This is a genomic window from Nocardioides islandensis (assembly GCF_015352455.1).
In the GTDB taxonomy this organism is placed as follows: domain Bacteria; phylum Actinomycetota; class Actinomycetes; order Propionibacteriales; family Nocardioidaceae; genus Nocardioides; species Nocardioides islandensis.
In genome coordinates this window covers 16,780-35,454 of sequence record NZ_JADKPN010000006.1, presented here as the reverse complement: position 1 = coordinate 35,454, position 18,675 = coordinate 16,780, and the positions used below count along the sequence as shown (strand labels likewise).

General features: G+C 71.6%; 17 protein-coding genes and 1 riboswitch. Of the genes, 11 read left to right on the top strand and 6 right to left on the bottom strand.

The window, feature by feature from the left end; all coding sequences use genetic code 11:
* Positions 1-3: 3 nt before the first annotated feature.
* Positions 4-444 (bottom strand): SRPBCC family protein, encoded by a 441-nt coding sequence (locus ISU07_RS11510; RefSeq protein ID WP_194706948.1) that lies wholly within the window; start codon positions 442-444, stop codon positions 4-6.
* A gap of 94 nt (positions 445-538) precedes the next feature.
* Here ISU07_RS11510 and ISU07_RS11505 point away from each other — a divergent pair, with 94 nt between their 5' ends.
* The 10 genes from ISU07_RS11505 (at position 539) to ISU07_RS11460 (ending at position 11,205) form a co-directional block, all read left to right on the top strand.
* Positions 539-2,338, top strand: a complete 1,800-nt coding sequence (locus ISU07_RS11505; RefSeq protein ID WP_194706947.1) for an AMP-dependent synthetase/ligase — start codon at positions 539-541, stop codon at positions 2,336-2,338.
* Between the two features lie 222 nt (positions 2,339-2,560).
* Positions 2,561-3,328 (top strand): Flp pilus assembly protein CpaB, encoded by a 768-nt coding sequence (gene cpaB, locus ISU07_RS11500; RefSeq protein ID WP_194706946.1) that lies wholly within the window; start codon positions 2,561-2,563, stop codon positions 3,326-3,328.
* 27 nt (positions 3,329-3,355) lie between these two features.
* Positions 3,356-4,540 (top strand): AAA family ATPase, encoded by a 1,185-nt coding sequence (locus tag ISU07_RS11495; RefSeq protein WP_194706945.1) that lies wholly within the window; start codon positions 3,356-3,358, stop codon positions 4,538-4,540.
* Positions 4,541-4,543: 3 nt separating this feature from the next.
* A complete protein-coding gene (locus ISU07_RS11490) occupies positions 4,544-6,157 on the top strand; it encodes a CpaF family protein (RefSeq protein ID WP_194706944.1) in 1,614 nt (537 codons plus the stop codon).
* Positions 6,154-7,179, top strand: a complete 1,026-nt coding sequence (locus ISU07_RS11485; RefSeq protein WP_194706943.1) for a type II secretion system F family protein — start codon at positions 6,154-6,156, stop codon at positions 7,177-7,179. The genes ISU07_RS11490 and ISU07_RS11485 overlap by 4 nt, the downstream gene beginning before the upstream one ends.
* Position 7,180: 1 nt before the next feature.
* Positions 7,181-8,107, top strand: coding sequence for a type II secretion system F family protein (locus ISU07_RS11480; RefSeq protein WP_194706942.1), 927 nt, complete (start codon positions 7,181-7,183; stop codon positions 8,105-8,107).
* 34 nt (positions 8,108-8,141) lie between these two features.
* On the top strand, positions 8,142-9,767 hold the full coding sequence (locus ISU07_RS11475; protein WP_194706941.1) for a sensor histidine kinase: 1,626 nt from the start codon (positions 8,142-8,144) through the stop codon (positions 9,765-9,767).
* 28 nt (positions 9,768-9,795) lie between these two features.
* The gene (locus ISU07_RS11470; RefSeq protein WP_194706940.1) at positions 9,796-10,467 is read left to right on the top strand and encodes a response regulator transcription factor; all 672 of its coding nucleotides are present in this window, start codon (positions 9,796-9,798) and stop codon (positions 10,465-10,467) included.
* Positions 10,468-10,728: 261 nt separating this feature from the next.
* Positions 10,729-10,932 (top strand): Flp family type IVb pilin, encoded by a 204-nt coding sequence (locus tag ISU07_RS11465; RefSeq protein ID WP_194706939.1) that lies wholly within the window; start codon positions 10,729-10,731, stop codon positions 10,930-10,932.
* An 84-nt stretch (positions 10,933-11,016) separates the two neighbouring features.
* Positions 11,017-11,205: a Flp family type IVb pilin gene (locus ISU07_RS11460; RefSeq protein ID WP_194706938.1), complete on the top strand. Its 189-nt coding sequence runs from the start codon at positions 11,017-11,019 to the stop codon at positions 11,203-11,205.
* A gap of 7 nt (positions 11,206-11,212) precedes the next feature.
* Here the strand turns inward: ISU07_RS11460 and ISU07_RS11455 are convergent, their stop codons facing one another.
* The 4 genes from ISU07_RS11455 to ISU07_RS11440 form a co-directional block, all read right to left on the bottom strand.
* Positions 11,213-12,499 (bottom strand): M48 family metallopeptidase, encoded by a 1,287-nt coding sequence (locus ISU07_RS11455; protein ID WP_194706937.1) that lies wholly within the window; start codon positions 12,497-12,499, stop codon positions 11,213-11,215.
* A gap of 13 nt (positions 12,500-12,512) precedes the next feature.
* The gene (locus ISU07_RS11450; protein WP_194706936.1) at positions 12,513-13,757 is read right to left on the bottom strand and encodes a hypothetical protein; all 1,245 of its coding nucleotides are present in this window, start codon (positions 13,755-13,757) and stop codon (positions 12,513-12,515) included.
* Positions 13,758-13,791: 34 nt separating this feature from the next.
* Positions 13,792-14,712: a C40 family peptidase gene (locus ISU07_RS11445; RefSeq protein WP_323742559.1), complete on the bottom strand. Its 921-nt coding sequence runs from the start codon at positions 14,710-14,712 to the stop codon at positions 13,792-13,794.
* 94 nt (positions 14,713-14,806) lie between these two features.
* Positions 14,807-14,957, bottom strand: a riboswitch (cyclic di-AMP (ydaO/yuaA leader).
* Between the two features lie 187 nt (positions 14,958-15,144).
* Positions 15,145-15,351, bottom strand: a complete 207-nt coding sequence (locus ISU07_RS11440) for a hypothetical protein (RefSeq protein ID WP_194706934.1) — start codon at positions 15,349-15,351, stop codon at positions 15,145-15,147.
* Between the two features lie 112 nt (positions 15,352-15,463).
* Here ISU07_RS11440 and ISU07_RS24790 point away from each other — a divergent pair, with 112 nt between their 5' ends.
* Positions 15,464-17,422 (top strand): LTA synthase family protein, encoded by a 1,959-nt coding sequence (locus ISU07_RS24790; protein WP_194706933.1) that lies wholly within the window; start codon positions 15,464-15,466, stop codon positions 17,420-17,422.
* On the opposite strand, the gene ISU07_RS11430 is transcribed toward ISU07_RS24790, so the two are convergent.
* Positions 17,408-18,670, bottom strand: coding sequence for an NYN domain-containing protein (locus ISU07_RS11430; RefSeq protein WP_323742558.1), 1,263 nt, complete (start codon positions 18,668-18,670; stop codon positions 17,408-17,410). The two genes, ISU07_RS24790 and ISU07_RS11430, sit on opposite strands and share 15 nt — an antisense overlap.
* Between the last annotated feature and the right edge of the window lie 5 nt (positions 18,671-18,675).

Below are 18,675 nucleotides of genomic sequence, written 5' to 3'. Positions count from 1 at the left end.
GGCTCAGGCCAGCGACTCGACGCGCTGCTTGAGGCCCTTGAGCGCGGCGTCGATCAGGATCTTCTCGCCCTTGCGCTTGATCATGCCGATCAGCGGGATCGAGACGTCCAGCGCGAGCCTGTAGGTCACCTCGGTGGTGCCGTCGCCGCGGTCGTCCAGGATGTAGGAGCCGTCCAGCGCCCGCAGCATCTTGCCCTCGGCCAGGGTCCAGGAGACGTCGCGGTCGCCGTTCCAGATGTAGGCGAGGGTGTACTCGTCCCTGATCGGGGCGACGTCCAGCGCGAAGAACACCTCGGCGGCGCGGCCACCGGTCCCCGCGGAACGGACGGTCGCCACCTTCACCCCCTTGGCCCAGGCGGGGTACGCCGGGAAGTCGGCGATCACGTCCATGACGGCCGCCGGGGTCGCGTCGATGACGATCGACGAGGAGGTCTGCTCGGCCATGGCCCGGAGGCTAGCCGATGGCACGGGGGCTCCCGAGCGGTAGCCTCGCCCGCGGATCAGCCCCCGAGCCCGAAGTCCCCAGGAGGTTGCCGGCTTGCGCGAGTACTCCACTCCCCTGACGGTCGCGCTACCCGCGACGGGCAACCTCACCGACGACGTCGTGCGCAACGCCGAGGAGGCTCCCGACGCGGCGGTCCTCACCCGCCGGTCACCGGGGTCGGAAAACTGGGAGGACGTGACCGCAGCCCAGTTCCTGGCCGAGGTTCGCGCGGTCGCCAAGGGGCTGGTGGCCTCGGGCGTCGAGGCCGGTGACCGGGTCGCCCTCATGTCGCGGACCAGGTACGAGTGGACGCTGGTCGACTACGCGATCTGGTTCGCCGGGGCGGTGTCGGTGCCGGTGTACGAGACCTCGTCGGTCGAGCAGGTCGGCCACATCCTGCGCGACTCCGGCGCCCGCGCCGCCGTCGTCGAGGGGCCGTCCCACCTGACCAGGATCGCCGAGGTGCGCTCGGACCTGGACGAGCTGCGGCACGTCTGGTCGATCGAGGACAACGCGGTCTCGGTGCTGACCAACCTCGGCGCCGACGTCGCCGACGCGGACCTCGAGACGCGCCGTACGACGGCCACGCCGCTCGACCTCGCCACGATCATCTACACCTCGGGCACGACCGGCAGCCCCAAGGGCTGCATGCTCACCCACGGCAACTTCATGACCGAGCTGGGCGTGGCCGTGCCCGAGCTCGACGAGCTGTTCGCCGTCGACGACGCCGCGACGCTGCTCTTCCTCCCCCTCGCGCACGTGTTCGCCCGGATCATCGAGGTCGGGGCGGTCAAGGCCCGGGTCCGGCTCGGCCACAGCGCGGACGTCCGCAACCTCGTCCGCGACCTCGGCCAGTTCCGGCCGACGTTCGTCCTGGCCGTGCCGCGGGTGTTCGAGAAGGTCTTCAACACCGCCGCCCAGCAGGCCACCGCCGACGGCCGTGGCCGCATCTTCGAGCGCGCCGCGGAGGTCGCCATCGCGTGGTCGCGTGGGCTGGACTCCCCCCGGGGCCACGCGTCGCCGGCCGTGCGTGCCCAGCACGCGGCGTTCTCCCGGCTCGTCTACGGGCGCCTGCGCACCGCCCTGGGCGGGCGGTGCCTGTACGCCGTCTCCGGTGGCGCGCCGCTCGGCGAGCGGCTCGGCCACTTCTACCGGGGCATCGGGCTGACCGTCCTCGAGGGGTACGGGCTGACCGAGACGACGGCGGCCCTGACCGCGAACACCCCCGGCGCGGTCAAGGTCGGCACCGTCGGCCGGCCGCTGCCCGGCACCTCGGTCCGGGTCGCCGACGACGGCGAGCTGCTGTTCCAGGGCGGCCAGGTGTTCGCGGGGTACTGGCAGGACGAACCCGCCACGGCTGAGGTGCTCGAGCGGGACGGCTGGTTCCACACCGGCGACATCGGCGAGATCGACGACGAGGGCTTCGTCCGGATCACCGGGCGCAAGAAGGAGATCCTGGTGACGGCCGGCGGCAAGAACGTCGCGCCCGCCGTGCTCGAGGACCGGCTCCGCGCCCACGCCCTCGTCGACCAGTGCATGGTCGTGGGCGACGGGCGGCCCTTCATCGCCGCGCTGGTGACCCTCGACGAGGAGGCCCTGACGGCCTGGGCGACCGCGCATGACAAGCCCACCAAGGTGGCCGACCTGGTCGACGACGCGGACCTCCGGGCCGAGCTCGACGAGGCCGTGGAGGACGCGAACAAGGCCGTCTCCCGGGCCGAGTCGATCCGCAGGTACGCCGTCCTGCCGGTCGCGTGGACCGAGGAGGGCGGCCAGCTCACGCCGAGCCTCAAGCTCAAGCGCGACGTGGTCATGCGCGAGCACCGCGAGGACGTCGCGGACCTCTACGGCTGAGCATCCGTCTCGCCTGTCGATCCGCCAGACGGACGCGCGCGCACATTCTTTACGAAAAGCCCTCCCGGCCCGAAGCGCGCCTTTACGATTCCAAGCGGCGAGCCGGAACGGTCGCCTAATCCCCACTCAACAGCACAGACGTTCGCTCAACCACTCGCAAGCCTCATTCCAGCGCTGGGGGGTGCTGGGTCGACCGCCAGGCCACCGAAAGGGTCACAGCCGATGGATCGCCGCAGGGTCCTCCTGATCATCGCCGCAGTCGTCGCCGCTCTCGGCACGCTCCTCGTCTTCCTCTACGTCCGCAGTGCGGATGCCCGCGCGCAAGACAGCGTGGACGCCGTCACGGTCCTCACCGCCGCCCAGCCGATCGAGTCCGGTGAGAGCTACCAGGCCGCACTCGACGCCGGCAAGATCGTGCCCAAGGGTGTCGCTCGCAGCCAGCTGCTCGCCAACGTGCAGACCAGCCCGGACGCCCTCAAGGGCACCGTGGCGCTGCAGAACATCCTCCCGGGCGAGCAGATCGTCGCCGACAAGTTCGGCGCGAACGCCGCCGACGCGGCCTCGCCGCTCGGCATCCCGGCCAAGATGATGGCGATCTCGGTCAACCTCACCGACCCCGACCGCGTGGCCGGCTTCGTCAACCCGGGCTCGGAGGTGGCGATCTTCGTGACGTCCACCAACGCCGCCCAGACGAGCGCCGACCCGAACGCGCCCGCCGCGGTGGCCGCCAAGACCAAGCTGCTCCTCGACCGCGTCACCGTGCTCGGCGTCGGCAGCACGACCCCGGTGACCACCACGACGACCGCCGAGGACGGCACCCAGCAGACCGAGCAGCTCCCGCGGACCCTGTTGACGCTGGCCCTCACCCAGGATCAGGCTCAGAAGGTGATCCTCGCGTCCAAGACGCTGGACGTCACCTTCGCCCTTCTGACCAAGGACAGCACGGTCGCCGAGGGTCAAGAGACCACCAACACCGACGTGCTCCCCTGACCTCTCCACCACTCCGGAAGGTAGTCCATGCCCGTCATCGTCGATCCCGACGGCGGTAGCGTCCGCCGGCTCCTCGGTGCGCTCCCTCCCGGGTGCCAGTCCGTCGACTCCACCGACAGACTGCTGCCCTGGTTGGCCCAGCACACCGACGAGTACGTCGTGGTTCTCGGCCCGAACGTCCGGTTCGACGACGCGGTCGCGGTCTGCGAGGGCCTGCGGGTCAGCAGGCCGATGACCGGAGTCGTGCTGGTCAGGGAGAGCTTCGACACCCAGACCCTCGCCCGGGCCATGCAGGCCGGGGCGAGGGAGGTGGTCGCCCTCAACGACCTGGACAGCATCGCCGGGGCCGTGACGCGGGCGCACCAGTTCTCGGTGGCCCTGCGCGGTCCTTCGGCCTCCGAGCACCACGGCACCGTGATCTCGGTGTTCTCGCCGAAGGGCGGCGTCGGCAAGACCACCATCGCGGTCAACCTGGCGCTCGCGCTCACCGACAAGGGCAACCGCCAGGTGTGCCTGGTGGACTTCGACCTCGCCTTCGGGGACGTGGCGATCACGCTCCAGCTCTTCCCGACCCACACCATCGAGCACGCCGTGGGCTCCGAGGACAACGTCGACGTCGCGCTCCTGGACTCGCTGCTGGCCCGGTACCAGGACTCCCTCAAGGTGCTCCCGGCGCCGAGCCACCCGGACGTCCGCGACCGGATCAGCCCGGCTCTCATCAGCCAGACCCTGCGGACGCTGCGCACGATGTTCGACTACATCGTGGTCGACTCCGCGCCGGCGTTCGACGAGCAGACCCTGACCGTCCTGGAGGACACCGACGAGTGCGTGATCATCGCGACGCTCGACGTACCGACCCTCAAGAACGTCAAGGTCGCCCTCGACACCCTCGAGATGCTCAACATCGGGCGCGGGCACCGGCACCTCCTGCTCAACCGGGCCGACGACGCCGTCGGCATCGACGCGCAGAAGGTGGAGTCCATCCTCGGCATGGACATCTCCACCCAGATCACCACCTCGATCGACATCGCCGCGTCCACCAACTCCGGCGTCCCGATCCTCACCTCGTCCCCCAACCACCCCTCGAGCGCGGCCATCCGCAACCTCGCCGCCATGTTCACCGGTGAGCCCCTCTCCCCCGCGTCCGGCCCCGGCCGGCACCTGGAGGAAGAGGGCGAGCGCCGGTCCCGCATCTTCAGGATCAGGAGGTAGGCCATGAGCAGCCTTGCCGAACGCCTTGCCGCCGCCCGCCGTCAGGCGGAGGCGAGCCAGGCGACCACCCCGACGGCCGATCCCGCCGCCGAACCCGCCGCCGAGAACGGCGCGCCGGGTCCCGCGGCCAGCAACGGCTCGACGGCCACCGACCCCGGCCCCGCTCCTGGCGGCGCACCGGGCGCCGCACCGGGCGGTGCGGCGGGCGGTGCCCAGTCGGCCGGTCCTGCCCCCGGCGCCGCGAAGGAGTACACGTCGACGGCCGCCGAGGCCGACGCCCGTCGCCGTGCCGCCCAGAAGCCCGCCGAGCCGACCTCGCGCCGCCGCGGGGCCGGCGCCGAGACCGAGCGGATCGAGGAGCTCAAGGGCCACGTGCACACCGAGCTGGTCAAGCAGCTCGGCCCGCACCTGTACGCCGCCGACGTCGACCAGGCCGACCTGGAGAGCCGGGTCCGCCAGGTGCTCAGCGACGTGCTGTCGCGCCAGGAGCGCCCGATCAGCAACGCCGACCGGCAGCGGATCACCCAGGAGATCAGCGACGACATCCTCGGCTACGGCCCGATCGAGCCCTTCCTGCGCGACTCGGACGTCACCGAGGTCATGGTCAACGGCCACGACTCGATCTACCTGGAGAAGGACGGCCGGCTGACGCCGGTGAAGGCGCAGTTCGCCGACGAGGCCCACCTGCGCCGCACCATCGACAAGATCGTGTCCCGCATCGGCCGCCGCGTCGACGAGTCCAGCCCGATGGTGGACGCCCGCCTCCCTGACGGCAGCCGTGTCAACGCGGTCATCCCGCCGCTGGCGATCGACGGGTCCTGCCTGACGATCCGCAAGTTCGCCACCGACCCGCTGACGGTGCACAACCTGATCGACTTCGGGTCGATCTCGGACAAGACCGCCGACTTCCTCGACGCGTGCGTCCGGGGACGTCTCAACATCATCGTGTCCGGGAGCACCGGCGCCGGCAAGACGACCACCCTCAACGTGCTGTCGTCGTTCATCCCCGGCGACGAGCGGATCGTCACCATCGAGGACGCCGCCGAGCTCCAGCTGAAGCAGGACCACGTGGTGCGCCTGGAGTCCCGCCCGAACAACATCGAGGGCAAGGGCGCGGTCACCATCCGCGACCTGGTGAAGAACTCCTTGCGTATGCGCCCCGACCGCATCATCGTCGGTGAGGTCCGCGACGCCTCCGCGCTCGACATGCTCCAGGCCATGAACACCGGTCACGACGGCTCGATCTGTACCCTCCACTCCAACGGCCCGCGCGACACGCTCGCCCGCATGGAGACGATGGTGCTGATGGCCGGCATGGACCTCCCGGTCCGCGCCATCCGTGAGCAGGTCGCCTCCGCGGTGGACCTGATCGTCCACCAGACCCGCTTCAAGGACGGCTCGCGCCGGGTCACCCACGTGACCGAGGTGGAGTCGATGGAGGGCGACGTGATCACCCTCCAGGACATCTTCGTCTACGACCACTCCGCCGGCTTCGACCACCAGGGCCGTGCCCTCGGTGGCCTGATCCCGACCGGTCTGCGGCCGAAGTTCCTGGAGAAGATGACGCACTCCAACGTCACCGTCGACCCGCTGATCTTCTCGCGGGGCGCTCGATGACCCTGCAGCTCACCACCCACGTGACCGCCCACCTGTCTGCCTGGGCCATCACCGACATGCCGGGCTGGGCGTTGTACGCCGGCCTCGGCGCGCTCGGGCTCGGGCTGCTCGGCGTCCTCACCATGGCCATCCCCTACGAGCGCGAGATGACCGCCGAGGAGCGGGTCAGCCGCTACACGCAGGGCGTGAACCCCGGCCTGGTCTCGGCTCGACCCGATGACCAGCTCGCCACCGCGAAGTCGGCGGCCGCGAACGTCCTCAGGCGCAACAAGGGCCTCGAGATGCGCATCGCCGCGCGGCTCGAGAGCGCCGGCAGCCAGCTCAACGCGTCCGAGTGGCTGCTGGTGCACACCGGCATCATGCTGGCGGCCGGATTCCTCGGCACCCTCATCGGCGGCGGCAGCCTCGGCATCGGCCTGCTCTTCCTCGCGTTCGGTGCCATCGGCCCCTGGTTCTACCTCGGCTTCCGCCGGCGCCGCCGGTTCAAGGCGTTCGCCTCGCACCTGCCCGACACGTTGCAGCTGATGTCCGGCTCGCTCTCCGCGGGTCTGTCGCTGGCCCAGTCGGTCGACACCATCGTCAACGAGGGCGTGGAGCCGATCGCCTCGGAGTTCCGCCGGGTGCTCGTGGAGACGCGGCTGGGCGTGGGCCTGGAGGTCGCTCTCCAGGGCGTGGCCGAGCGGTTCCAGAGCAAGGACTTCGAGTGGGTCGTGATGGCGATCAACATCCAGCGTCGCGTCGGTGGCAACCTGGCCGAGCTGCTGGACACGGTCGCGGGCACGATCCGCGAGCGCGAGTACATGCGTCGTCAGGTGGCCGCCCTGGCCGCCGAGGGCAAGCTGTCGGCCTACGTGCTCGGCGGCCTGCCGCCCGGCTTCCTGGTCTACCTGATGCTGACCAAGGGTGACTACGTGAACGTCATGTTCACCCGGCCGCTGGGACTGTTGATGCTCGGCGGCGCAGCGGTCATCCTCTCGGTGGGCGCATTCTGGATGAGCCGGATCATCAAGGTGGAGGTCTGACATGACGATGCTCTTCGTCATGGGCGCACTGCTCGTCTTCGTGTCCCTGGGCCTGGTGGCCTCCGCCCTGCGCGGCACCACCACCGCCACGGGTGTCGCCCGCTCCCTCGAGCTGATCGAGGCGATGACGACGGCACCCAAGGAGCTGACCCGCGAGCTGGAGAAGCCCTTCGGCGAGCGCGTCCTCGCGCCGCTGCAGAACAGGTTCGTCGGCCTCGGCCGACGCCTGTCCGGCGCCGACAGCGCGGACCGCATCCGACGCAAGCTGGACCTCGCGGGCAACCCCCCCGGCTGGACCGTGGAGCGGGTGCTGAGCGGCAAGGTGCTCGGGGCGATCGGCGGCTTCCTGGGCGGCGTGATCTTCTCGTTGGTCTTCGACTCGCCGACGACCAAGATCGTCGTGATTGCGGGCGTGGCACTGGCCGGCTTCTTCGCCCCGGCGATGTACCTGTACCAGAAGGGCTACGACCGGGCGAGCCGCCTGCAGCGCGAGCTGCCCGACGCGATCGACCTGCTCACCATCTCGGTCGAGTCGGGCCTCGGTTTCGACGCCGCCCTCCAGCAGGTCGCCCACAACACCCAGGGTCCGTTGGCCGACGAGTTCTCCCGCGTGCTGCGGGAGATGCAGATCGGCTCGTCGCGGTCCGAGGCGCTCCGCGCTCTGGCCGAGCGCACCAGCGTCGTCGAGCTGCGGTCGTTCGTGAGCTCCATGGTGCAGGCCGACGCCTTCGGCATCCCGATCGCCAACGTGCTGCGCGTGCAGTCCTCGGAGATGCGGGTCAAGAGGCGTCAGCGGGCCGAGGAGAAGGCGCAGCAGGTGCCGGTCAAGATGACCATCCCGCTGATCTTCTGCATCCTCCCCTGCCTCTTCGTCGCGGTCATGGGCCCGGCGGCCATCCACATGATCGACAGCTTCTCCGGCAAGTAGAGCCGACCGAGCGATCACACATGACGGGGCCCACATGAACGGGCGCAGCACGAGGCAGTACGCCTTCCTGGCTGCCACCACCCGGCTGTTCGCGCTGATCGCTCTCATCACGGCGAGCGTGCTCGCCAAGGACAGCGCCGCCGCCCTGACCATGGTCAGCATCGGCTGCGTGTGGCTGGCCGCCACCGCGGCCGAGCGGATGCCCATCCCCCGCCTGGTGGCGATCCCGATCGAGGCGGCGCTGGTCGGCGTGGCCTGCGCACTGGCCGTGCCGGACACCCTCCAGGTGCTCGCGGCACTGACGTTCCCGCCGTTCACCGCGGGGCTGCGCCGCGGCACGCGCGGCGCCGTGGTGTCGCTGGCCTGCGAGCTGCTCGCCCTCAGCCTGGTCTCGATGGTCTCCTACGGGACGATGAGCGCCGAGGCCAGTCGCACGACGCTCACGTGGGTGATCTTCAGCGCCGGCCTCGGCCTGATCGGCGGCTTCATCCACGCGACGTACCGCGAGCCGATCGACCCGTTGGACTCCTACCGCGACGCCCAGGCGCTGATTCGCGAGCTGATCGGGCTGTCCGACGGGCTGAGCCGCGGCCTCGAGCCCGTGACGATCTCGGCGGGCATCGCCAACGCCGTGCACGACGAGCTCCCGGTCCGCGGACTCGTGGTGCACGTGCCGCGGTTCGAGCAGCTCACCCCGATCATCAACGACCACGGTGGGTCCGCCGAGCAGCAGGCGGCCGCCGAGGACATGGCCGCCCGTGCCTTCCACCAGGGCGTCCTGCTGATCGACGAGTCCGCCTTCGCGCTGCCGCTGAGCAGCGGCGCCGGCACCGTCGCCGTCGTCTCCGGCTTCCTCTCCCCCGGCCTCGACCCGGTGGCGCTCGGCCTGTCGCGCACGCTCGGCGAGCTGGCCGAGCGCCTGGAGCCCGAGGTGGTCCACCTCGACACCGCCCTGCTGTTCGCGGCGTTCCGCGACGCGGCCACGGCCGAGGAGCGCCGACGGCTCGCCCGCGAGATGCACGACGGCGTCGCCCAGGAGATGGCGTCCCTCGGCTACCTCGTCGACGACATGATGGCCGAGGCGACCTCACCCGAGCAGGCGCTGCGCCTCCAGGTGCTCCGCGAGCGCCTCAGCAGCGTGGTCGGCGAGGTACGCCAGTCGGTGCGCACGCTTCGCACCAGCGTCGGCGAGAACGAGTCCCTCGGCCAGGCGATCGGCTCGCTGGCCCGTCATCTCAGCAGCACCTCGGGCGTCCCGATCCAGGTCACCCTGGACGAGTCGACCCAGCGGCTGCGCCCCGAGGTGGAGGCTGAGCTGATGCGCATCGCCCAGGAGGCGATGAACAACGCCGTCCGGCACGCCGAGCCCTCGGTCATCGAGGTGCAGTGCACCGTGGCGCCGCCGCGCGCCGAGATCGTGGTGTCCGACGACGGGCACGGCGTCCGCGGCCGGCGGGAGGACTCCCACGGCCTGGAGATCATGGCCGAGCGCGCCCGCCTCATCGAGGGGGACCTCTCCGTCGACGCCCGAGAGCCGCGGGGCACGGTCGTGTCCGTCACGGTCGGCGGGCCACGTACCGAGCGCCAAGGCCGACACAACGCCGCCAACCAGGCCCCCCGGCAGAACCCGTCCGGGTCGGGGCGTGTCCTGCAACGGTGACCCGACTCCCACAGCCAGGCTGGAGACCATGACCGCAGCTTCTCCCGAGGACGACGTCCGCGTCCTCGTCGTCGACGACCACGAGCTGATCCGCCAGGGTCTGGTCGGCGCGTTCTCGCGCGAGCCCGGCATGCAGGTCGTCGGGGAGGCGGACACCGTGGGCTCCGCCCTCAAGTCGTACGCCGAGCAGCGACCGCAGGTGGTCGTCACCGACCTCCAGCTCCCCGACGGCACGGGGCTGGACATCATCCGTGCGATCCGCAAGGAGAACCAGCAGGCGGGTCTGGTCGTGGTCACCATGCACTCCGGCGACGAGCAGATCTTCGCGTCCATGGAGGCCGGCGCCTCGGCGTTCGTCGGCAAGGACGCCCCCAGCGCCGAGGTGGTCAAGGCCGCCCGCCACGCCGTGGTCTCCCCGCGGTCGTTCCTGTGCGCCGGGCTGGTCGGCGCGATGATGCGACGCGCGTCGGCGGAGTCCACCCGGCTCTCCGACCGCGAGCACCAGGTGCTGGTGCTGCTGGCCGACGGCCTGGGCGCCGGCGGGATCGCGCAGAAGCTCTACCTGAGCGAGTCGACGGCGAAGTCCCACATCGCCCGGATCTACCAGAAGCTGGGCGCCAACAACCGGGCGCAAGCACTGGTGACGGCGATGCGGATCGGCCTGCTGTCGAGCCTGCCGAGCCGGGACCTGAGCGACTGACCGGATCCCGTCCTCAGGTCCCCAGGAAGGGCCCCGTCGACGCCTCTGTCCGAGAGCCCCTGGATTGAGGTATCACCGCAGGTCAGAGGCCAATTTCGTGATTCTCCTGCGAGCCGCCGCCAGGCCAGGGAACCATAGTCCGAAAGGACTACTCGACAAGGAACGTTCACCCGATTCGGGGGGCGCACGAGTCGGGGAAACTTTTGTCCGGAGGCCTCCGGCCTTCTCGACTCAAATCCCCTTCCTCATAGGAGAACAGAAATGCTGGACTACCTCCGCATCGTGCTGAACGCCCGCCTCGCCAAGATGGACGAGCGCGGCGCGTCTGCCGTTGAGTACGGCCTGCTGATCGCCGGCATCGCCGCCCTCATCGTCCTGATCGTGTTCGTCTTCGGTGGCGCCCTGAACCAGATCTTCCAGGACACCTGTGACTCGGTGACCCAGAGCTCCACGGCCACCTGCTGACCCGAAGCAACACCTAGAACCACACGCTGTGGCCGCGAACCTGGGCGACCAGGTTCGCGGCCACGGCCTCATCAGGAGACGATCATGACCATTCCCTGCCCCCCAGAGCGGGACGAGCGCGGCGCCTCGGCCGTGGAGTACGGCCTGCTCATCGCCGGCATCGCCGCTCTCATCGTGGCGATCGTGTTCCTCTTCGGCAGCGGGGTCAACGCTCTGTTCGACGACACGTGCGACTCGATCATGCAGAGCGCGATTCCCTCGAACTGCATGTAACGCTTTCTCAGCGGCCGGCCCGCTGGTCCGACAGCCACCCGGCGACCGCGATCCTCTCACGCGTCGTCGGGTGGCTGCCGAACCAGAACTGCGACCACGCCGGCGTCGCCAGGTCCGACAAGGACCGCAGCGCCAGCTGACGCTGCACCGCGACGAACGCGTCCGGGTCGCGTGTCGCCAGCAGGGCGTCGACGTCGGCCCGGGTCTCGATCCGCCGGCTGATGCCGTTCTGCACGGGACTGGCCAGCAGTCCCGCCACCGCCACCAGGGCCAGGACCCTCGGCACCACCGCCGGGTCCCAGGCCCTTCGTGCATTTCCGGGCGTCTCCCGGCCGCGCTGTGCGCCGGGCTCCTCGCGGCGCCCGGCCAGCACCAGGCCGAGCAGGCCGAGGCCGAACACCGCCCCCGCGGCTCCCAGCAGAGAGCCCGTCAGCACGTCGTCGTGGCGGGCGTGGCCGAGCTCGTGGGCGACGACCGACAGGACCTGGTCCTCCGGCACGTCGTTGACCAGGTTGTCGTAGAGCACGACCCGGCGCGTCCCGCCGAAGCCGGAGACGTAGGCGTTGAGCGTCGTGGTCCGCCGCGAGGCGTCCGCCTCCAGCACGTCGTCGACGTGCACTCCCTCCTCGTCGGCCAGCCGCAGCACCCCGGAGCGCAGGGACCCGTCGGCCAGCGGCGTGAAGTGGTTGAACAAGGGCTCGACGACCACCGGGTAGACGAACGACCCGAGCATGACCAGCACGGCGGCGATCCCTCCGGCGACGGCCGGCCACCACGTCCGCCACCGGCGCGCCGTGCCGACGACGACCAGCAGCACCAGACCGGTGCCGACGACGTTGACCACCCACGACACGGCCACGTCCCGCAGCCAGTCCGGCCAGGCCTGTGTGGACAGCCCGTACTCCACCCGCCGGCGGTAGCCGACCCAGGCGAACGGCAGCGTCACCAACCGGCCGACCAGGTTGAACGCGGCGACGCCGAGCACCACCTTGACCCACCACCAGCCGGGCAGCCGGCCGACCAGTCGCAGACCCGCCCGCGTGAAGCCCAGCCAGCACGTCACGGCGAGGGAGACCACCAGCGAGACGTACCCCAGGATGCGTGCGGGTGCCGAGTAGTCGTGGGCGCGGGCCAGCTGGGCCGGCGTCAGGATCGTGTCCGCCGCGGGCAGCGTGGTGGGACCGCCTCCCGGCACGGGGTGCCAGGGGACGAGCGCGGCCGCGAGGACGACGAAGGCGAGCGCCCCGACAGCGGTGACGACGGCGGCCACCCGTCGTTCGTGAGCGGTCACCACCCGACCCAGTCTGTCAGCGGGCTGGTACCCGGCCCGACCCGGCCAGGTCCGCCAGCCGGCGCTGCCAGAGCCGTGTCAGCGCCGTCTCGCTCAGCCCGAAGCGTCGCTGCAGGGTGGCCCCGAGTGGCCGGCCGGCGTCGACGTCGTCGTACAGACCCACGAGCCCACGCTCGCCGCCCCGCTCCGCGAGGAGCACGCAGGCCAGCCAGGCACTCTCGTACGTCGCCCCCAGATGTGTCGTGGCCGTGTCGAACTCCGCGGCCCCGGGCAGGGCGTCGGGCACGCCGTCGCGGCGGACCTGACGGATGATCTGGGCCGCGCTGGTGGTGACCGGGAGGTCGACGTCGCGCAGCGCGACGTAGTCGGCGAACCCCTCGAGCAGCCAGGGCGGCACCGTGCTGCGGGCCGCGTCGGTGGCCACGTGCGCCGCCTCGTGGCTGAGCACGACCTGGGCGCCGGTCGGGCGCAGCATGTCGAAGACCTCGGGGTTGACGAAGACGTGCACCGGGGAGTCGCCGGTCGTCGACCCGTCGACGGGTGCCGTGACGGCGGCGATCGCGGCGGAATGGCCCGGCTCCGCGTCGATGGCGCGGTCGACCCCGGCCTCCGAGGACGGCACCTCGACCACCAGCCGCGCGTGCCACCCGGGCAGCACGCGCCGGACGACCCGTACCGCGGTCTCCGAGAGCCGCAGGTAGCGCAGTGCCTCGGCGCGCACGGTCGTGCCGTCGCCGGCCGCCACCACCAGGACGCCGGGACCCTCGCGCACCACGACCGGCCCGGAGAGCCAGACCGGCAGACGGCCGGTGTCGGCGCCGCCGAACCCGGCGACCGCCACTCCCCCGCTGTCCACCGGTGCGAAGTCGACCGTCACCTCGGCGCGCGCCGGCTCGGTGCCCGAGTCGTCGGCGTAGCGCCACGTCAGGTCGACGGCGGCCGACCAGCGGCCGTCGGCCCCCACGCCGCCGGTCTCGTCGACGTACCTGAGCCGCGGCTGGATGCCGAGGGCCTCGGCGTTCCCGGCCACGGCCGCGAGGAGGTCCTCCGCGTCGGAGTCGCCCGGGGGCGCCAGCGCGGCGGCCGCGTCGGCATCCCCCTCGGTGAGCGCCCGGCCGAGGTCCTGGAGGGCGACGGCCGCGGCGGCCGGCTCGGCCTGCGGCGCGGACGGGCCCGGAGGCAGCGCGACGTAAGAGGAGTCATGCAGCAGCGCCCAGGCTCCGACGCCGACGAGCGCGGCCGCCAGCGCGAGGCCGGCCACCCATCGACGTGGGCGACCGGCCTGCGGTGACGGATCAGCCAGGACGGACCGCGCCGGCGTACGGCATCGAGAAGACGCCGGCCACGAGGACGCCCGCGCCCGGGTTGGCCGCGTGCACGATCAGGCCGTTGCCGATGTAGATGGCGACGTGGCTGATCGGGCTGTAGTAGAAGACGAGGTCACCGGGCTGCAGGTCGCTGGACGACACGTGCGCACCCGAGCCGAACTGGGCGCTCGAGGAGTGCGGCAGGCCGACCCCGGCCTGCGCCCACGCCATCATGGTCAGGCCCGAGCAGTCGAAGGCGCTCGGTCCGGCGGCGCCGTAGACGTAGGCGTCGCCGACCTGGGCCAGGGCGTACTGGACGGCGGCCGCGGCACGACCCGACACGGGCACGTCGGTCGGCAGCCGCACGGTGCCGCCACGGGAGGCGAGGAGCTCCTCGCGCTCCTGGTCCTTCAGCGTGGACAGCTGGTCCTTGGCCTCGGCGAGCTTGTCGTCGATGGTCGCCTTCTCGTCGGCCAGCTGCTGCTCGATCGCGGAGATCTGCGCGCGTCGGTCGTCGGTGGCGGACTTGCGGATGTCGAGGGCCTTCAGCTCGGTGGAGTAGTCGGCCAGGAGCTGGGTCTGGATGTCGTTGTACGCCGACATGGTGGTCAGCTGGGAAAGGAACGCACTCGGGTCGTCGGAGACCACGGCCTGGCCGACGGCGGAGATGCTGGTGCCTTCGTACTGGCTGATGATGGAGTCCTGGACCTGCTCACGGACCGTGGCCAGCCGACCGTCCTGACGGTTCTGGTCGGCCTCGAGGGCGTCGAGGTCCTTGCGCAGCTCCTCGAGCTCGACCTTGGCCTGGTTGTAGCGCTCGGAGGCCTGTTCGGCCTCGTGGTAGAGCCGGTCGACGCGGTGCTGGACCTCGTCGATCGTCGGCTCGGCGTGGGCCGGGGACGACGGCACCGAGCCGATCACCACAGCGAGCAGAACCCCAGAAATGGCGGCGGACGTGCGCCTCCGACCGTTCAGCACGAGCGGGCGGTCTCCCTTGTTGTCGTACGCCTACCGGGTGAGCTGACGGATTCGGGCACGACAGGCCCTACCCCTCTTCCGTCACGGCCCCGAAACCGTCACTCTCGGAGGGGATTCACCCCAGGTGGGTTGGTTCCCCGGCTCCCGGCCCCCCTGCGGGGGGCCCGGACTCAGCGCGGCGCCCGCGCGGACCCTGGTGGTCCACTTCCACGAGCACCTGAGCGCCACACACTAGTGCGGCTCTCGCCGACCGTCCAAACTTCAACCGGGGTGTCCGCGATGCGTCGGCGAAACACTCGTGTCGTGAGGCCGCACCGGTCCCCACCGTCACATGCGGCCCATCCGTCCCATGGCTCAGGACGCTCATGCCGACTCGATCTCGGGAGGCACCACGGCCTGCACCAGCCGGAGGGGCGGCACCAGACCGCCCGCGGCCAGCACGTCCAGCGCGCGGCACGCGTCGTCGTCGAAGGTGAGCTCGGGGGGTGGCCCGAGCAGGACCGTCACCACGCAGTCGCCACACGCCAGCCCCCGCACCACGCAGGTGTCGCAGTCGATCCTCGTCGTCATGTCCGTGACTCTGTCACCGACCACCGACAGGGGTCCCCCGAGCGTGGAGGAGCCCCGGACGACTTCCTCCGAACGCCGGTCGCAGGCCCGCCCGCGTCCTTATCCTCGGGCTGTGCACCCGCAGGTCGTCGTCGACGGAGCCGTGGTCGCTCCGGCGACCGACGGACAGTCGGGGACCACGCCCGACGTACCCCCCGACGTACCCCCCGACGTACCGCCCGACGCGGCGTCGACGCGCCGCTCGATGCCGCTGGTGCTCGGGGCGCTGTACAGCGTGTGGGCCGCCCTGGCGTGCGACGCGGTCCTGGACATCTCGCTGCGGGCGGAGCCGATCTGGCAGCCCGGGCGCGGCGCCCTGGTCAGCCTGCTGGTCGTGTGGTGTGTCGTGCTCCTGCTGATCGGGCTCACCGGCCGGATCCGGCGGGCGCTCACCGTCCTGGCCCCGCTGTGCCTGGTGATCGGCGCGGCCAACTGGAAGCGGATGTCGATCCTCGAGGGGCCCGTGGTCCCGAGCGACCTGACCTTCCTCGAGCACCCGGGGTTCCTCGAGGAGATGGTCGGCTGGCGCTGGATCGCCGTCGGCGCCGTGGTCGTCGTCGCCGTCACGGCCCTCGTGCACGTCCTGGGCCGGCTGGCCGGCCGGCGCTTCCAGCCGGTGACCCGCGAGCACCCGCGCCGGCGCGCCTGGCTCGTCCTGCGGGCCGTCCTCGTGCTGGTCTGCGGGCTGGCGCTCGTCCACACCACGACCTTCAACCGGCCGGGCAACCTCTGGAGCAAGCTCTACGACGCCGCCGGCGTGACGTGGGCCGGCTGGGACCAGGTCCAGAACTACCAGCAGAACGGCCTCGTCGGCGGGTTCCTCTACAACCTCCCCGCCGAGGTGGAGCCGCCCGCCGGCTACGACGCGGCGGCGATGAAGGAGATCGCCGACCGCTACACCGAGCGCGCGGCCCAGCAGAACCAGCACGCCACGACCGCACTGGCCGGCTACAACGTCGTGCTCGTGCTCAGCGAGTCGTTCTCCGACCCGACCAAGCTCGCCGGCCTGGAGCTCGGCGAGGACCCGATCCCCCACACCCGCGCGGTCGCGAAAGAGCAGTGGGGCGGGGAGTCGCTGGCCATCGGCTACGGCAACGGCACGTCGACGATGGAGTTCCAGGCCCTCACCGGCCAGGCCGAGGCGCTGTTCGACCCGCGCCTCTCCATCCCCTACCAGCAGATCGTGCCGGGCCACCCCGACTACCCGTCGGCGGTCGGCTGGTTCAAGGACCAGGGCTACCGCGCGGTCGCGATCCACGCGTACTCGACCATGCTCTACAACCGCGAGAACGTCTACGAGAACTTCGGCTTCGACGACTTCGTCCACGACACGACGATGCACGAGGACGCCCACGTCGAGCACAGCCCGTTCATCTCCGACAAGTCGACGTACGACGAGGTCCTCCACCAGATCCGCGCGTCCGACAAGCCCCTCTTCGCGCACGTCGTGACCATGCAGAACCACGTGCCGACCCAGTGGTACGACGACCCGGTGGAGGTCACCGGCACCTCGGGCTCCGAGGCGGCGGCCGTCGGCGGCTTCGCGCGCGGCCTGAGCTACACCGACGCGGACCTGCCCGCGTTGCTCGACGGCATCAAGGCCACCGGCGAGCCGACGGTCGTGGTCTTCTTCGGCGACCACTTCCCCGGCATCTTCTCCTCGAGGACCCGGAACGCGAACTCGGACCTGACGATGCACACCAACCCGATGTTCGTCTGGTCCAGCGAGGGTGCCGACCACAGGGCCCTGCCCGTCACCAACCCGGTCTCCTTCCTGCCCCTCGCCCTCGAGCGCATCGGGGCTCCGCTGCCGCCGTACTACGAGCTGCTCCGCGAGGCGGGCATCCGGCTCGGGGCGCTCGGGCCGGACGGCGTCGTCACCCGCAGCGACACGGTCGTGCCGTACGCCGACCTCGACCAGCGGCAGCAGCAGGTGCTGCGCGACCTGCGGATGGTGCAGTACGACTTCTCGTTCGGGCAGCGCTACGCGCTCGACGAGATGTGGCCGGGCGCCGCCTCAGCGGGCGAGTAGCTCCAGGAACGCCGCCGCGGACACCGGCCGCGCGCCGCCCGCCCGCGCGTCGCGCGCCACCTCCTGGTCGTCGGAGACCACCACGACCGTGCGGCCGGGCGGCTCCGCGGCGACCAGGTCGCGGATGACGTGGTCGGCGATCACGCCCGGTGGGCTGAAGACGACCTTGACACCCCGTGGCGCGGCGACGACCGGGCGGTTGGTCAGGTTGGCGGCGTCGAAGACGACGGTGATCTCGGCCCCGGTGCGGGCCACCATCGGAGCCAGGGCTCCGAGCAGCCGCTGGCGCTGCGCCTCGAGCGACGACTGCTCCCACGCGGTCTTCGACACGTTGTAGCCGTCGACGAGCAACCGGGAGCGCGGCAGGGTCAGCAGCTGCTCGAGCACCGCCGGGTTGCCCGGCCCGAGGATCCCCGCCGAACCGGGCGTCCGGACGTCGCCACCCACCTCGCCGAGCTCGGCCTCCACGCGGTCCCCGGGCGCGCCGGGCACGGCCGGCAGCGCCAGCTCGCGGCGCAGGCCGGTGGCCGCGTCGATCACGGCGTCCAGCAGGAGCCGGGCCCGGACCGTGGCCTCGTCGCGGTCGGCCCGGGCCGTACGCCGCTCGCCCTGCCGCAGCGTCGCCAGCTCCGCCTCGAGCTGCTCGACGCGCGCGCGGAGCCGGCGTACCTCCTTGTCCTGGCCCGACTCCAGGCTCGCCACGCGGCCGCGGGCTTCCTCGGCCAGGCGGAGCGCCTCCTCGGCGGTCTCGCGGGCCTGGCGCTCGGCCGTCCGGGCCTCACCGAGCTTGCGGCGCAAGGTGGCGTTGTCGGTCTTGAAGCCCTCGACCTGGCTGCGCGCCTTGCTGCGGGCGTCCTTGGCGGCCTGCTCGGCGTCGGCCACGCGGGACCTCAGGCGCTCGAGCTCGGCCTGGTCGCGCTCGCCCGCCGACCCGGACCGCCCGGCGCCCTCGACCAGGCCCTCCCAGCCCTCGTCGCGCGCGAGCCACGCACGCGCGGCCACCTCGACGTCGTCGTCGCGCGCGGGGCGGGCCGCGACCTGGACCGCCACCCGCTCGCGCAGGTCGTCGTCCGCCAGCGCGTCCGTGATCGCGCTGCCACCCAGGCGGGCCCGGCGCGCGGGCGCGAACTCCGCCACCCGGCGCAGCGCCGGCGGCAGGCCCGCCACCTGGGGCAGCACCTCCGCGGCCAGGGCGAGCACGCGGGCGCGCACCGGCTCGGGGAGCGCGGAGGGGTGGGTGGACGCCACGTCCT